This window comes from Rhodococcus sp. 14-2470-1a (assembly GCF_002259425.1).
Taxonomy (GTDB): Bacteria; Actinomycetota; Actinomycetes; order Mycobacteriales; family Mycobacteriaceae; genus Rhodococcoides; species Rhodococcoides fascians_E.
The window spans coordinates 45917-59859 of sequence record NZ_NPFZ01000027.1; the positions used below are offsets into that span (position 1 = coordinate 45917).

General features: G+C 63.7%; 17 protein-coding genes. 9 read left to right on the forward strand and 8 right to left on the reverse strand.

All coding sequences use genetic code 11. The features are described from left to right. The first annotated feature begins 73 nt into the window (after positions 1–73). Positions 74–886 (forward strand): aminotransferase class IV, encoded by an 813-nt coding sequence (locus CH292_RS14910; protein WP_256978145.1) that lies wholly within the window; start codon positions 74–76, stop codon positions 884–886. A gap of 3 nt (positions 887–889) precedes the next feature. On the opposite strand, the gene CH292_RS14915 is transcribed toward CH292_RS14910, so the two are convergent. The 3 genes from CH292_RS14915 to CH292_RS14925 are packed head-to-tail and all read right to left on the reverse strand — an operon-like array spanning position 890 to position 3362. After that, positions 890–2020 (reverse strand): serine hydrolase, encoded by a 1131-nt coding sequence (locus CH292_RS14915; RefSeq protein WP_256978146.1) that lies wholly within the window; start codon positions 2018–2020, stop codon positions 890–892. Positions 2021–2046: 26 nt separating this feature from the next. Further along, positions 2047–2745 carry a 3-keto-5-aminohexanoate cleavage protein gene (locus tag CH292_RS14920; RefSeq protein WP_037183427.1) on the reverse strand — a complete coding sequence of 233 codons (699 nt, stop codon included), beginning with the start codon at positions 2743–2745 and terminating at the stop codon, positions 2047–2049. A 50-nt stretch (positions 2746–2795) separates the two neighbouring features. Next, a complete protein-coding gene (locus CH292_RS14925) occupies positions 2796–3362 on the reverse strand; it encodes a TetR/AcrR family transcriptional regulator (protein WP_019667043.1) in 567 nt (188 codons plus the stop codon). A gap of 93 nt (positions 3363–3455) precedes the next feature. On the opposite strand from CH292_RS14925, the gene CH292_RS14930 reads away from it, so the two are divergent. The 4 genes from CH292_RS14930 to CH292_RS14945 all read left to right on the forward strand — a co-directional run bounded on the left by CH292_RS14930 (position 3456) and on the right by CH292_RS14945 (position 6071). Continuing rightward, the gene (locus CH292_RS14930) at positions 3456–4295 is read left to right on the forward strand and encodes an alpha/beta fold hydrolase (protein WP_026348123.1); all 840 of its coding nucleotides are present in this window, start codon (positions 3456–3458) and stop codon (positions 4293–4295) included. Between the two features lie 100 nt (positions 4296–4395). Then, the gene (locus tag CH292_RS14935; protein ID WP_094655130.1) at positions 4396–5094 is read left to right on the forward strand and encodes a YoaK family protein; all 699 of its coding nucleotides are present in this window, start codon (positions 4396–4398) and stop codon (positions 5092–5094) included. A 36-nt stretch (positions 5095–5130) separates the two neighbouring features. Continuing rightward, positions 5131–5727 carry a TetR/AcrR family transcriptional regulator gene (locus CH292_RS14940; protein WP_020112317.1) on the forward strand — a complete coding sequence of 199 codons (597 nt, stop codon included), beginning with the start codon at positions 5131–5133 and terminating at the stop codon, positions 5725–5727. Then, entirely contained in the window at positions 5724–6071 is a 348-nt protein-coding gene (locus tag CH292_RS14945) for a DoxX family protein (protein ID WP_037140745.1), read from the forward strand. Before CH292_RS14940 ends, CH292_RS14945 begins: the two co-directional genes overlap by 4 nt. Before the next feature lie 82 nt (positions 6072–6153). Here the strand turns inward: CH292_RS14945 and rraA are convergent, their stop codons facing one another. The 3 genes from rraA to CH292_RS14960 all read right to left on the reverse strand — a co-directional run bounded on the left by rraA (position 6154) and on the right by CH292_RS14960 (position 7574). Further along, positions 6154–6642: a ribonuclease E activity regulator RraA gene (gene rraA / locus CH292_RS14950; RefSeq protein WP_019667048.1), complete on the reverse strand. Its 489-nt coding sequence runs from the start codon at positions 6640–6642 to the stop codon at positions 6154–6156. Positions 6643–6742: 100 nt separating this feature from the next. Next, positions 6743–7114, reverse strand: a complete 372-nt coding sequence (locus CH292_RS14955; protein ID WP_033189378.1) for a DUF5313 family protein — start codon at positions 7112–7114, stop codon at positions 6743–6745. Between the two features lie 10 nt (positions 7115–7124). Then, positions 7125–7574 (reverse strand): hypothetical protein, encoded by a 450-nt coding sequence (locus CH292_RS14960; protein ID WP_230620997.1) that lies wholly within the window; start codon positions 7572–7574, stop codon positions 7125–7127. A gap of 69 nt (positions 7575–7643) precedes the next feature. Here CH292_RS14960 and CH292_RS29385 point away from each other — a divergent pair, with 69 nt between their 5' ends. Genes CH292_RS29385 through CH292_RS14980 form a run of 3 tightly spaced genes read left to right on the forward strand, consistent with a single transcriptional unit; the run spans position 7644 to position 10003 of the window. Beyond that, on the forward strand, positions 7644–8417 hold the full coding sequence (locus CH292_RS29385) for a hypothetical protein (protein WP_256978147.1): 774 nt from the start codon (positions 7644–7646) through the stop codon (positions 8415–8417). Between the two features lie 15 nt (positions 8418–8432). After that, entirely contained in the window at positions 8433–9641 is a 1209-nt protein-coding gene (locus CH292_RS14975) for a hypothetical protein (RefSeq protein WP_094655132.1), read from the forward strand. Beyond that, positions 9638–10003 (forward strand): hypothetical protein, encoded by a 366-nt coding sequence (locus tag CH292_RS14980; protein ID WP_094655133.1) that lies wholly within the window; start codon positions 9638–9640, stop codon positions 10001–10003. Before CH292_RS14975 ends, CH292_RS14980 begins: the two co-directional genes overlap by 4 nt. 66 nt (positions 10004–10069) lie before the next feature. On the opposite strand, the gene CH292_RS14985 is transcribed toward CH292_RS14980, so the two are convergent. Continuing rightward, a complete protein-coding gene (locus CH292_RS14985; protein ID WP_019667055.1) occupies positions 10070–10819 on the reverse strand; it encodes a MerR family transcriptional regulator in 750 nt (249 codons plus the stop codon). A gap of 59 nt (positions 10820–10878) precedes the next feature. Beyond that, positions 10879–12096 carry a lipase family protein gene (locus CH292_RS14990; RefSeq protein WP_037183413.1) on the reverse strand — a complete coding sequence of 406 codons (1218 nt, stop codon included), beginning with the start codon at positions 12094–12096 and terminating at the stop codon, positions 10879–10881. A gap of 179 nt (positions 12097–12275) precedes the next feature. Here CH292_RS14990 and CH292_RS14995 point away from each other — a divergent pair, with 179 nt between their 5' ends. Beyond that, positions 12276–13829, forward strand: coding sequence for a succinic semialdehyde dehydrogenase (locus CH292_RS14995; protein WP_019667057.1), 1554 nt, complete (start codon positions 12276–12278; stop codon positions 13827–13829). The last annotated feature ends 114 nt before the right edge of the window (positions 13830–13943 follow it).

Below are 13943 nucleotides of genomic sequence, written 5' to 3' on the forward strand. Positions count from 1 at the left end.
CGGAAACGGCATCGTCGATGCCCACGACGCGAAGCTGGGGGTCGCCACTTCCGCAGTCCTGTAGGGGCTCAGCGTGTACACGGTGTTCCCGGTGTACGTATCGGCGCAGACGCGCACGGCGTTCAGGCTGCAGGACCACTTTCAGCGACTTCTGGAGTCCTGCAGAATAATCGGGATCGACACGTTTGCGCAGCAGTGGACCTACGAGCGGTTCACCCAGGTCGTGCGTGAGGTCGTTCAGGCCAACGACCCTCAGCGCGAGGTGTACGTCAGAGCGACCGTCCACGTGGACGAGTCCATTCCGGGGACACGAGTCCGTGGTTTGAGCACCACGGTGTCCATCTTCCTGTACGACGCGGTGCCCATCGTCCCGCAAGACGGAATGCGCCTCAAAACCAGTGTGTGGCGCCGAATCCCGGACAACGCCATCCCATCGAGAGCCAAGGTCAACGGCGCGTACGTCAACTCCGTGCTCGCCAAGCAGGACGCCATCGACAGCGGGTTCGACGACTGCATCTTCCTCGATATCAACGGCCACGTCTGCGAGCTCAGCGCCGCGAACATCTTCCTGGTCAGAAACGGTGTACTGATTACTCCCGACGTCACGAGCGACATCCTCGACGGCATCAACCGCCGGACCATCCTCACGCTGGCCCGCGAGGAAGGACTCGAAGTGCGGGAACGCGTCGTCGACCTCACCGAGCTGTACATCGCCGACGAGGTGTTCGTGTGCGGCACGTCAGCAGGAGTGGCGCCCGTCTTCCAGATCGACGGCCGAGCCGTCGGATCCGCTCCCGTGCTCGGCCCGGTCTCGGCGACACTGCGCAAGCGACATCAGGACGCGTTGACCGGAGACCAGGCGCACGGCTGGGTCACCGTCCTCTGACGTTCACGCCGGGCAGGTGGCGGCGAGCCCGGCCACGAGACCGTTCAGGGCGGGTTGCTCCAACGGATCCGTCGCCGGGTCGATGGCCGACGCCGTCCATCCGAGAGTGACCTGCCTGCTGCCGTCGGGACTCGAGAACGACAGTGTGCGGTACCCGAAACCGTTACCGCGCTGACCGAACACCACCTCGGCCGCCCCCGGATTGCACGCGTCACCGCCGACGAGCAACCCCAGGCCGTACCCCGACGGGGTCACCTGCTGCATCTGGTCGACGAGCGTTCGCGGTAGCAGGGTCTCGTCGAAGAGAGCGCGAAAGAACGTGTTGACGTCGCCGACGGTGGAGACGACAGCTGCGCTTGCCGACCAGATCGACGGATCGACATCGCTGATGTCGACGAGGGTGTCACCTTCGAGGATGTACCCGTGCAGTCCGTCCTCCGGAATAGCGGCGACGCTCGGATAGGACGTCGACGTCATCTGTAGGGGTTCGAACACCCGCTCGTCCAACGAATCTGCGATGCTCCTGCCGTCGAGCTGAGCAACGATCTTGCCGAGTACGACGTAGTTGGTGTTGGAGTAGGAGAATTGGGCACCGGGAGCCGCGGGCCACGGCTGTGCCAGCGCGAGCGCGATCAGTTCGTCGTCGGAATAGGTGTCGTCGGCGGCCGCGACGAGCCCCGCCGCGTCGGACGGCACGAGAGTCTCGAGATAGTTCGGCAGACCGCTGGTGTGATCGAGCAGCTGACGGACGGTCACCGGCTTGGGCAGAAGACCGGGAAGCACGTCGTCGACGGTTGTCTCCAGGGTCGATTTCCCCTCGTCGACCAACTGCAGAACAACGGCCGCCACCATGGATTTGGTGATACTGGCGATTCTCAGAGGATCCGCGGCGGACGCGGCCTCGTCGGACCCGCGTTCGACGACGCCTGCCGCGCCTTCCCATTCACTGTCGCCGTCCCGAAGGGCGATGACCGCGGCCGGCGCTCCGGCGCTCACCAACTGGTCGACGACGGCCTGGGCGTCGGCAGTGCGAATGGTTCCTGGATCGGTGGGTGCAGGCGAGCTCTGCTCAGCAGAACACGAGACAAGCACAAGGGCAGCTGCAAGGGGGAGTACTGCCGAGCGAAGGTTCACACTTCGGACATTACCGGCGGACTTCGTCAGACACGGAAAAATGCGAGCGCAGAGGTCACCAGGTCGGAGTTTCCGGTGGCAGGAGAGCCGTCGGGCATGGTCAGGGTGTCTTCCAGGCCGATGCGAGTGGCCAATCCCTGTGCGACGGCCGATCGTAGTGTGGCCCAACATGTGTCGTCCTGGCCGTGCAGCAGCAGCGGGACTCCGCTCGTGTCGGTGAGTGTGATCAGTTCGTCGGCGACGTCCGGGCTATCTCCCGGCTGGACTTCCAGTAAGGCCCGTATGCAGTCTCCGGTGAGGCCGGAGGCCAGCCATGCGCGTGCGGATGCGGCGGTCCACAGACCCGCCTCGACGCCGACGCCTCGGCGCATCAGCAGTCTTGCCAGATCCGCTGCGCCCTCCTCGTGCCAGTTGACCGACGCGAAATCGGGCAGGGTGGTCCAGGATTCGACTGCGGCCAGCCGGGATACGGCGTCGGGTGTGCTCCACGCTCCGGTAGTCACGCCGACCGGAACTCCGGCTGCGCGGGCAGCGCGAACTGCGGCGGCCACGTGTTCTGCGGCAAGCGAATCGGTGCCGTCCGGAGTCTTCGGATGTACGTGAATTGCCTCGGCGCCTGCGTTCACTGCGGCGATGGATTCTGCCCTGATCTGGTCCGGGGTGATCGGAATTGCGCTGTGCTCGGCCGGTGTTCGAGGGCCGTTGATGCACGCCTTCAGTCTCATCGGCCCAGACGCGCTCATCGGCCCAGACGCGCTCATCGGCCCAGACGCGCTCATCGGCTGGCCGCGTCGAGGAGGACCGTCGCGGCTCGCTTTGCCGCGACGGCGGACTCGGGAGATTCCGAGATGGCTGCGGTGGTCTGCGCGCCCTCGGCAAGTAATGCGATCTGAAGGCCGAGATCCTGCGGGCATCCTGCCTCGACGGCCAGATCGGTCACGTACTCGACGAATTCGCGTTTGTGCTGGTGTGCAGCGTCGGCGACAGCCGGCATGGTTGCACCGAGCTCGCCGAACGAGTTGATGAAAGCGCAGCCGCGGAAGTTGTCTTCACGAAACCAGGCGTCCAGGAAGTCGAAGATGGAGAGGACCTTGTCTCGCGGCGAATCGTGCTTGGAGGCCTCCATCAGGATGCGCTCGTTCCACACCGCGGTCCGGCCGGCAAGTACCGCGGCGACGATGTCCGACTTGGACGGGAACAGCGAGTACATGCGTTTGAGCGAGATCCCGGCGGCGGTCCGCAGTTCGTCCATGCCCACTGCTTGAACGCCACGTGTGTAGAAGAGCTCGTCAGCGGCTACCAAGACGGCCGATCGTGCGTCGCTCGTTTCCACTGCCACCACCTCCTTGCGCAGAGAACCATCGTTCTCTACCGTAGTCCATGACGGGAGAACGACCGTTCTCTCACCGGAAGATCCCGAGGGAAAGGGAACAACATGGCTTTCGTCAATGTGGGCACGGAAAACAGCACACCTGTGGACGTCTACTACGAGGATCACGGCAGCGGGCAGGCAGTGGTGCTCATTCACGGCTACCCGCTCGACGGCAACTCCTGGGAGCGCCAGAGCCGGGAGCTTCTGAAAGCCGGCTACCGGGTCATCACGTACGACCGTCGCGGATTCGGCAAGTCCAGCAAGCCCGTGACCGGCTACGACTACGACACCTTCGCCGCCGACCTGAACGCGGTCCTCACCGAACTCGACCTGACCGACGTCATCCTCGTCGGCTTCTCGATGGGTACCGGGGAACTGGCACGCTACGCCGCCAAGTACGGCACGGACCGCGTCGCGAAGTTCGCGTTCCTCGCATCGCTCGAGCCGTTCCTGCTGCAGACCGACGACAACCCGGCAGGCGTCCCGCAGTCCGTGTTCGACGGAATCGACGCAGCCGCTCGCGAAGACCGCTTCGCGTGGTTCGACAATTTCTACAAGGACTTCTACAACCTCGATGAGAACCTGGGCAGCCGCATCAGCGAAGCAACCGTGCGCGCCAACTTCGCCACCGCGGCAGGAAGCGCACCGGTAGCGGCCTACGCCGTGGTCCCGACGTGGCTCGAGGACTTCCGCGCAGACGTGCAGAAGGTGCGCGAATCCGGCAAGCCCACTCTGATCCTGCACGGCACCAAGGACAACATTCTTCCCATCGACTCGACGGGACGCGAATTCACCAAGGCATTCCCCGAGGCTCGGTACGTCGAGGTCGACGGTGCCCCGCACGGACTTCTGTGGACCCACTACCAGGAAGTCAACGAGGCTCTGCTGAACTTCGTCAAGTAACCAATATGAGTGGAAATGTAGTGCCTTCTGATCGCTCCGCAGGCTTCGCTCCTGCCCCAGAGCCTACATTTCCACTCTCGAAGCGGGGTAGCATTCGGCCGTGCCGGAAGACACTCCACAGCCGGTCGTGACGTCGGAGTCCGTGCGACTCGGCGTCCTTCTGGCGGCAGTCGGCGGGTTCGTCGACGTCTACACCTTCATGACGCGCGACGGCGTGTTCGCGAACGCTCAGACCGCCAACGTGGTCCTCTTCGGTATCGATGCCGCAGGGGGCCATTGGCGGTCCGCGGCGGGATACCTCCCGCCCTTGGTGGCATTCGTTTTCGGTGTCTTCGTCGCCGAGTCCCTGTCCAGCCCCGGCTTGACGCGGGTCGTTCGTCGGCCGATCCGTGCCGTCCTCGTGATCGAGATCCTGGTGCTGTTCGTCGTGGGCTTCGTCCCGGAGTCGGCACCGAATGCCGTTGTCACGGTGTCCATTTCCTTCGTTGCCGCTCTGCAGGTGACGACATTCAGGGTGCTCGTCGACCAGGCCTTCAGCACGACGATGACCACCGGCAACCTTCGTAGCTTCTCTCAGGCGATCTACCACCGACTGTCCGACGGTGACACCGCCGCCGGACTGCGTGCCGTCAACTTCGGATCGGTCATCGCGGGGTTCCTCGCCGGTGCCGTGCTCGGCGCCTTCGCGGTACGAGTCCTCGGCGTGGGCGCGGCCTGGGTCGCGTCGGGAATGCTCGTCGTCGCGCTCGCCCTGTTCCTGTTCGACGAATGGCGTGGGGTTCCGCGGGTGCGCTGCTGATTGACGCCGTCTACACGTCGGTCTACTCTACTGAACATGTTCACTGAACGTGTTCAGTCACGGAATCACCAGAAGGAAGCGACACGTCAGAGGGTTCTGACCGCGGCGGACGCGCTGTTTCGGGAGATCGGTTTCGACGCAACCACCATCCGGTCCATCGCCGCATCCGCGCAGGTCAGTGTCGGCACCGTGATGGCCGTTGGCGACAAGAACGCCATTCTGGTCGCTGTCTACGACGAATGGATTGCCGACGTCCACCGACAACGCAGCGTCGCCGGACGGGCCGATGTCTCTGCTCAGGACAATGCTCCCGCCGAGGTGCTGGGGCTGTTCCTGCCGTTCCTGGAACACTTCGCGCGCGACACCGCCCTCTCTCGGGTGTACGCGTCGATCATCGTCGGAGGGCGCGTCGACTCAGAAATCTTCAGATCGTTGGGCCTCGCTCTGACCGACGAAATCGAGCAGACGCTTCGGCGTGCGGGTCACGATTCCACCCGTGCAGTCCAGGGCGCCCAGGTCATCTATTTCGCGTACCTCGGAATGCTTATGTCCGTCGGAGTAGGCGACGACCTGAATCGACTCAAGGGAGTCATCGACTTCGTGACCAACCAATCCGATGGGGGAGAAAGATGATCGACTACTGGTGGCTCACAGCGCTTCTCGCGATGGTACTGCTGATCGACGCGCTGATGTCCATACGACCGCCGATGTTCATCGTGAAATGCCTCGACGGGGTCGGGTTTCCGCGTGACTGGTGGTGGACGCTGATAGTAGTCAAGCTCGCCGCAGCCGCCGGCCTCGCCGTCGGACTCGCATACCCCGGTGTCGCGTCGGCCGCGAACGCCGGAGTGATCGTCTATTTCCTCTGTGCAGCCTACGCACACTACCGCGCACGGTTCATGAAACAAGAGTTCTGGATCAATTGCCTTGGCATGCTGGGGTTCTCGATCGTCGTTCTGGTTCTGTCCAACGTATGACCGATCCGAAGCGGAATCCACCCACCTGTTGTGCGTTCCGAGGGCTGACGGACGCACAACAGGAGGGTGAATGTTCGGCAAATTACACGACGACCACGCCGTCGGAGTCGCTGTAGACGATCTCGCCCGGATTGAACGTGACACCGCCGATTTCGACCGGAACGTTCTTCTCCCCGGAGCCCGTCTGGGTGCTCTTGCGGGGATTGGTGCCGAGTGCCTTCACACCGATGTCGAGAGTCCGCAGAATCGCCGAGTCCCGGATGGCACCGTTGACGATGACCCCGGCCCAGCCGTTGGAGACTCCCTTGCCTGCGATGATGTCGCCGACGAGCGCGGTGTGAACGCTCGCATCGCCATCCACCACCAGGACTCCACCGTTACCCGGCTCACCGAGAGTCTGCTTGACGAGCAGGTTGTCCTGGAAGCACTTGATCGTCGTGATCGGTCCGGCGAACTCGGTGTTCTTGCCGAACTGAATGAATTGTGCATCGCAGCTGCGGATTTCAGGCCCGATCTCGTCGGCCAGGTCAGCAGTTGCCTTGAATTCGACGGAAGTCATACCGGACAGCATAAGTGCGTCGTTCCTGTGGGCTCCACTCCTGCCCATCGGAGTCGTTCCTGCGGGCTCCACTCCTGCCCATCGGAGTCGTTCCTGCGGGCTCCACTCCTGCCTAGTCCAGCCTTCCGTGACGCCTCTCGTAGTCGTCCCGGGTGCGATCCAACTTCGCCTGGGTGCTGGCACCCAGCAGCTGCGGATCCAGGTCGTGCACCAGCAGCCGGTGGCGTCGGTACACGTTCATGAGCGCGATCGCGAAGTAGACCAGCGGAATGAACAGCAGCGCCATCATCGCCAACCCGATCCACAACGGTCCGGGAACCAACAGGAACAGGCACAGGAATGGGATCACCGGCAGCGTGAAGCGGATCAGGTAGCGAGCCTGGGCACCGTGACCGACCAGATCCTCGCGAACCCAATCCTGCATCGACGGCGGCAGCACTCGGCCGAACTGGTAGCCCAGGTACTGCCAGAAGTTCGGTTTCACGTCACGGACCTTACGCTCCGATTTCCTTCAGAACGACCGCACCGATCGACAGCGCGACGACGTCCTCCACCAGCGCGGCGGCGACAGGCGGAACCCGCTTCGACGCCCATGCGCGGTATGCGTGGCCGGCGTAGGAACCGGCGACGGCCGACACGCCCCCGACTACGGCCGCCGGGATCGGATCGTCGCCCGAGCGTCGGGCAATCGCGTAGGCCGCCCCGGCGCCGGCCACGATACGGCCACCCAGGGGCGCCGGATCGAGACGTGACGGCGTCGACGGCAACTTGTCCCCGACGAGTTCTCCCGCCGTGGCCACGGCTGATCCACCGATCGCCCAACGCTCGTACTTCGACCCTCGGAACCAGGTCAGCAGCCCGACGCTGATTCCCACGGAACTGCGAAACCCACTTGCCTTACCGACAGCGGCGGACAGAACGGCCGAGCGAATCGTCAGGTTCATGTCCACGAGTATCCACCCAGGGTTGTCGCTCCGGCGTGTTAGCGTGTGCCGACTTCGGGGGGAGTGAACATGGGGCTGAAGAAGCAGCTGCTGCGCACGGCGCTGGTTCTGGCGTTGCTGTATGCCGCTGTCGCGCTGCTGCCCAGATTGGGGCCGCAGGCACCGGGCAGGTTCGAAGGCGTCGCGGCACCGCCTACCTCCCGTCCTTCGTCGACGGCGGCACCGGCATCGGCACCTACCGCGACCCTGCCACCGGGCTTCCCGTCGATGGAATTCGCGCCGCCGGAAATCGAGGTGCCCGAGGGTGACCCGATCCCCATCGACACCAAATACGGACTCAGCTACACAGTGCCGGGGGATTGGAGGAATGCCTCAGGTGGAGTAGCGGGCTGGGAGGGAACACGAGGGTCGGTTACATACGGCGCGATCGCAATGTACGGGTACGACTACTGTCCGGAACATCGAGACGGGGCGCGGAAAGCTGTTTCAGGAATGACGGGCCGCAACGGTGTCGACGTTCCCACAGCAGCCTTCGAGGCAAGCCGCCAGGCCGAGATCATCTTTCGGGATGCTCCCGATGACGCCGTGACACTCGACTACTCGGAGCCGATCCAATTCGACATTGGTGGAGCTCCCGCCGTCAGATACTCGGTGAAAGCATCGAATCTCGCCCAGGATTTCGATTGCGATCCAACGGAAGCAACATTCGACGTGGTTGCGACGGAGGGTTATTCGAATGCGACCGTCGCTGTATTCATGATTCAAACCGACCAGCAGATCGACGAGTCCTTGCCGCCGGATGTCGTAGACCGGATTGTGTCGACGCTCCGCCGAACCGAATAAGACAGGTGCCTGGACATGAGTGAAACATTTTTCGCGGACCCAAGGCAGGTCGCCGGGCTCGGCCGGCTTACGGCCGAGATCGGACAGCAGACGCTGACGTCCTATCGGTATTTCAATGACCACGGACAATTGACAGGGGTCGACAACGGGGAATTGTTCGGTTCGTTGGCCGTCACGTTCGATGCTCTCCGCGATGTGTGGCGTGATCGGCATGTCCATTTGGCAACGAACTGCGCCGGATTGGGTGACGAACTCAATACCGCGGCCTGGCTTTACGCGGATCAGGAAAAGAAGAACTACGAGGCGCTCAACGCACACACGGACCTGGTACCGGTGCCGTACCCGGACCCGGGTGACGCAGATCGACCGGCGCGGGGGAATGCCGAACCTTACAGCGACTGTGCACATTACGGGTCTCCGGAGGGTATGGATTATCCGGCTCCCGCACACTTCCCCGACGACGTAGCCGACGTCATCGCCGATGCAGCAGGGTGGCTGGGGGACCTCGATTACGCGATCGAGGAGCTGATCGGGCACAGTCCGCTTCGCGAACTCATCGATCCGATAGGCGGAAACTGGAACGATCTGAGACGTCTCGGTGCGGCATACCGGATTGCAGGGGAGGCTATGTCCGCCGGCGGTGATTCTCTCGCCGAAGGGACTTCGCGCGTCGATGAGTTCTGGGACGGGTTGGCTGCCGTCGCGTACAAAGACTACGCCGCACGGCAGATCGCAGCGATGCGCTGGGAGGGTTCGTGCGGTCGCGTCATCGAAGCTGTCGCGGACAGAGCCGCCGACGAAATTCGCAAGTCGGTGTTCACACTCGTGACTACGATGAGAGAACGTCTCGAAGCGCAAGTCGATGTGTCCAGCCCCGCCAAGGTTGCCGAGTTCTTGTCGAAAAAGGTATCGCCGCTGGGGAGCCTTTACCAGATATACAAGATCGCCGACATCTTGTACTCGGGATACACCCTCGCCAAGAAGCTGCTCGATGACATTCGGATGGTCACCGACGCGTTCAACGAATTCCTTTCGCTCGTTGCCAGTCCCAGCGGCTACTTGAACGAGCAGTTCCAGCAGAAACTCGAACCGATCACCAAGGGAATCCACAACGCTCGACTGGTGAAGGACGTGTACGACACCGCGTCCGCCGAGCCCGTCTACAACGTTCCGAAGGAATTTTTCTCGGTCGGAACAGGTAGACAACCATGGGAAGACGCATGAACGCACCGGACGACCCGATCCTGCGCCGCGCGGTACAGAAGATGACCGATGCCTTCGACCGTATGGCACAGACGCGGGCCGTGGTCGAACGGACCCCGCTCTCGTCCATCGAAGAACCGCGAAACGTCGACAGTGCTCTGATGTTCGCCATCGCGTCGCTGGCGAGTGCGTCACCCGAACTGAGGGCGTACGCCGGGCGCGTAGCGGCTGGAGAGTGCTCATGGGACGAGATCGAAACCCTGTCCAGGCCTGTACCGCCCGAAATCGGCGAGCTGAAACGAGACCCAGCGCTGATTTGGTTCCCGGCCAAGCAGACTCCACCACCGGACGACGAAGAGCCCTACAGGATTCCGTGGCAATGACCGGCGATCTACCCCCCGATTGTGCGTTTCCGAGGCTCGAGAACGCACAACTGGGGGGTAAATTGCCTACTTGCCCGCAGCATTCGCGACGATGGCGTCGCGAATGTACTGCGCAAGCCCGGGCGTGATGTCGTCGTAGTGCTTGGTGAAGCGCTCGTCGGCGATGTACATCTCGCCGATACAGACCTGCATGTCGTATCCGCAGTCGTAGAAATTCTCGATGCCGGCGCGGTGACGTTCGGCCAAAGCCGCCGCCTGTGGTGAGTCGGTAGCCACTCCCGAGGCCAACGCCGTAGCGAAATCTGCTTCCAGCGCATCGGTTTCGGACTTGATGCGCTTCCAGTCGTCCTTCGTGAACGACGCCGTACGCGCCTGGGACTGCTTCCACTCGTCGGTCTGGCCCCAACGCTGTTCTGCCTCATCGGCGTACTGTTCGCCGGTCCAGTTCTCCCCGAACACTTCGCGTTGCTCTTCGGGACTCAACTGAATTCCCATCTTCTTTGCCTCCATCATCTTGTCCACGGCCGCAGCCATCTGATGCAAGCGATCGATCCGTGCGTCGAGTAGCTCCCGCTGACGCTGCAGATGCGCCATCGCGTCGACCGACGGGTCGTCCAGCAGGGCGGCGATGTCGTCCAGCGCGAAACCGAGTTCGCGGTAGGTCAACACCTGATGCAACCGTTCGACGTCTACTGCCGAATAACTGCGGTAGCCCTTCGCCGTGCGTCCGGACGGCACCACCAGCGAAATCTCGTCGTAGTGGTGCAACGTCCGCACGCTGATTCCGACGAGGCGGGCCACTTCGCCCACCAACATCGTTTCCGAATCGCTCACAGAGGACACTGTGCAGCCTCCCGTGGCGTGAGGGTCAAGAGTTACCGGACCACTCTCTCGCATCCTCCGGTGGGAACGCCGGCCAGACGCTGAGAAAGCCACTCGAACGCGCCCGGCCTACCGCCGCCCTCGGCCACCGTGTGGTCTCCGGGGATCTCTTCCAGATGGACCGACGCACCGGCCGCACACCACTGATCCTGGACGGCCTCGGCGCCTTCCTTCGGGATCAGGAAGTCCTGCAGGCCCTGGTAGATGTAGATCGGTGCCTCGGGCGCGATCTGACCCATCCGGTTCTCCTCGACCACCGCGCGGGTGATCGGATGGTTGAACACGTCGGGCACGTTGGACAGGTTCTGCTGGTCGAACAGTGCGAGTCCGCTGTAGGACAAGACGTCCACACACTGATCCTTCTGCACCAGAGCGAGCCGCTTACCGTTGTCGTTGGCCAGCGACCGCATCTCCGGGTACTCGCGGCTCAGACCGATTGTCGCGGCGGTGAACAGCCCGGAGCCGATACCGCCGTTCAGCGAACGCTGCAGGATCTTGTAGTCGGTAGGAGGCCCGCCGAAGGCCACTCCGACGATGTTCAACTCGGGCGCATACGACGGCGCCAACTGCGCCGCCCATCCCGACGCGATCGCACCGCCCGAGTATCCGGTGATCGCGACGGGGGCGTCCGGTGCGATGCCGACTGCCCGGGACGCTCGCAGCCCGTCGAGCACGGTGTGACCGGAGACCAGACCGGCGGAGTACGCCTGGCGGGGACCTTGATAGTCGGTGACGACGACGGAATACCCGCGAGCCAGCAACTCCTGCATCCGGTCGAGTTCCTTGTTGGTGCCGCGCGGCAGCGTCGACGACGGCGCACACGCGTTGCCCAAGGAATCCGTTGCCTCGTTGTAGGCGACGACGGGCCTGGGGCCTCCGCCGGTCCACGGCGCGTCGGGAACCAGGATCGTCGTCGCGGCCGCAATGGGATTGTTCTTCGAGTCCGTCGAACGGAACAGCAACTGCGTCGAGGTAGCGCCGGGTTGTACCGCAACACTTCTCGTGTTCAGAACGGTCCCGGGTTCACTGCTCTCGAAACCCGCCGGAGGGGTGAACCAGGGGTCACCCAACGGAGTGGGTAGGTAGGCGTCGGGATTGGCGGGAGGGGCGACGAGGTCACCCACTGGATCTGCCTGCGCCGACGGTGCCATCGCGAGCGCTACAGCTGCTGCGCAGGCGACGACGAGTCCCCTGCGTGTGGTCGTTCTCATGAGATTGCCCCACCCTGCTTCGTCTCCAGTGCGCCCCGACGCCTAGGAAAGACCACCGCCCATGGTGCCACACGTCGACGGGTGCCGACCAGGGCAGCGGAATCGGCACTGTGATCCCAGCCACCGACGATGTAGGTTATGTGTAACTCCAAGAACTACTCACCAGTAGGGGTACCGAAATGCCAGCTCCGAGCGCTGCGACCTTCTCGCGGCTCGCCGACTTGATCGCCATTCCCGACGCCGACGCGCGGCCGACGAAATCCATCACGGAGGTGTTCACCGGCAAGGAGCTCGCGACCATTCCCGTCGGGACCGCCGAGGACGTCGTCGGTGCCATCGCTCGTGCTCGGGTCGCGCAGAAGGCATGGGCCAAGCGCCCGGTGTCCGAGCGCGCCGAGATCTTCCACCGGTACCGCGACCTGGTGCTCGCTCATCGCGAGGAACTGATGGACATGGCGCAGGCGGAGACCGGCAAGTCCCGCGCCGCCGCGCAGGAAGAAGTGCTCGACATCGCGATGACGTCGCGTCACTACGCCCGCACCGCAGCCAAGCTGCTGTCACCCAAGCGGGTGGCCGGCATGCTCCCCGTGCTGACGAAGACGACGGTGCGGTACCAGCCCAAGGGCGTCGTCGGGGTCATCTCGCCGTGGAACTACCCGATGACTCTCGCGGTGTCCGACGCCATCGCCGCGCTGCTCGCCGGCAACGGAGTGGTGCTCAAGCCGGATTCGCAGACTCCGTACTGTGCGCTGGCCGTCGTAGAACTCCTCTACAAAGCAGGTCTGCCGCGTGATCTGTTCGCCGTGGTGCCCGGCCCCGGCTCGGTCGTCGGCACCGCCATCGTCGAGAACACCGAATACCTCATGTTCACCGGTTCCACCGCAACGGGCCAGCTCCTCGCCGAGCAGGCCGGGCGTCGGCTCATCGGTTTCTCGGCCGAGCTCGGCGGCAAGAACGCGATGATCGTCGCGCGCGGGGCGAACCTCAGGGAAGTGTCCGACGCCGCCGTGCGCGCGTGCTTCTCCAACTCGGGCCAGCTGTGCATTTCCATCGAGCGCATCTACGTCGAACAGTCCATCGCCGACGAGTTCACCGCGAAATTCGGTCAGCGGGTGCGGGACATGACCCTCGGTGCGGACTACGAGTTCGGCATCGAAATGGGCAGCCTCATCTCCGAGGACCAAGTCAAGACCGTCTCCGCGCACGTAGACGACGCAAAGGTCAAGGGCGCCAAGGTCATCGCGGGAGGAAACGCACGCCCCGACATCGGCCCGCTCTTCTACGAGCCGACCGTCCTGACGAACGTGCCCGCCGACGCCGAGTGTGCCGCGAGCGAGACCTTCGGGCCGCTCGTGTCGATCTACCCGGTGGCCGACGTCGACGAAGCCATCGCGAAGGCCAACGACACCGAATACGGACTCAACGCCAGCGTCTGGGCGAAGACGAAGGCTCAGGGCGAAGCCATTGCAGCTCAGCTGCATTCGGGAACGGTCAACGTCGACGAAGGGTACGCACCCGCTTGGGGCACCACCGGCGCACCGATGGGCGGAATGGGCGTTTCGGGAATGGGCCGACGCCACGGACCCGACGGCCTGCTCAAGTACACCGAATCGCAGACCATCGCCACGACGCGTCTGCTGAACCTCGGCGGCCCCCGCGGATTGCCTCCGAAGTTGTGGGCGAAGATCATGCCTCCCTTCGTGAAGGCACTGAAGTACCTTCCGGGGCGGTAGCCCGGCCCTCTTCGCGCACCGAACGTACCGTTCGGTCACTCCAAGTGACCGAACGTCACGTTCGGTCCGGAAAGGCGGGGAGTGCTCCGACACCGAAAGAGCCCGCACACCGGG

Coding starts and splice junctions, on each gene's coding strand:
- CH292_RS14945 (WP_037140745.1), top strand. CDS start 5,724: ATGATCGACTACTGGTGGCTCACAGCGCTTCTCGCGATGGTACTGCTG.
- CH292_RS14940 (WP_020112317.1), top strand. CDS start 5,131: ATGTTCACTGAACGTGTTCAGTCACGGAATCACCAGAAGGAAGCGACA.
- CH292_RS14990 (WP_037183413.1), bottom strand. CDS start 12,096: ATGAGAACGACCACACGCAGGGGACTCGTCGTCGCCTGCGCAGCAGCT.
- rraA (WP_019667048.1), bottom strand. CDS start 6,642: ATGCTGTCCGGTATGACTTCCGTCGAATTCAAGGCAACTGCTGACCTG.
- CH292_RS14920 (WP_037183427.1), bottom strand. CDS start 2,745: ATGAGACTGAAGGCGTGCATCAACGGCCCTCGAACACCGGCCGAGCAC.
- CH292_RS14995 (WP_019667057.1), top strand. CDS start 12,276: ATGCCAGCTCCGAGCGCTGCGACCTTCTCGCGGCTCGCCGACTTGATC.
- CH292_RS14985 (WP_019667055.1), bottom strand. CDS start 10,819: ATGTTGGTGGGCGAAGTGGCCCGCCTCGTCGGAATCAGCGTGCGGACG.
- CH292_RS29385 (WP_256978147.1), top strand. CDS start 7,644: ATGGGGCTGAAGAAGCAGCTGCTGCGCACGGCGCTGGTTCTGGCGTTG.
- CH292_RS14975 (WP_094655132.1), top strand. CDS start 8,433: ATGAGTGAAACATTTTTCGCGGACCCAAGGCAGGTCGCCGGGCTCGGC.
- CH292_RS14930 (WP_026348123.1), top strand. CDS start 3,456: ATGGCTTTCGTCAATGTGGGCACGGAAAACAGCACACCTGTGGACGTC.
- CH292_RS14980 (WP_094655133.1), top strand. CDS start 9,638: ATGAACGCACCGGACGACCCGATCCTGCGCCGCGCGGTACAGAAGATG.
- CH292_RS14960 (WP_230620997.1), bottom strand. CDS start 7,574: ATGAACCTGACGATTCGCTCGGCCGTTCTGTCCGCCGCTGTCGGTAAG.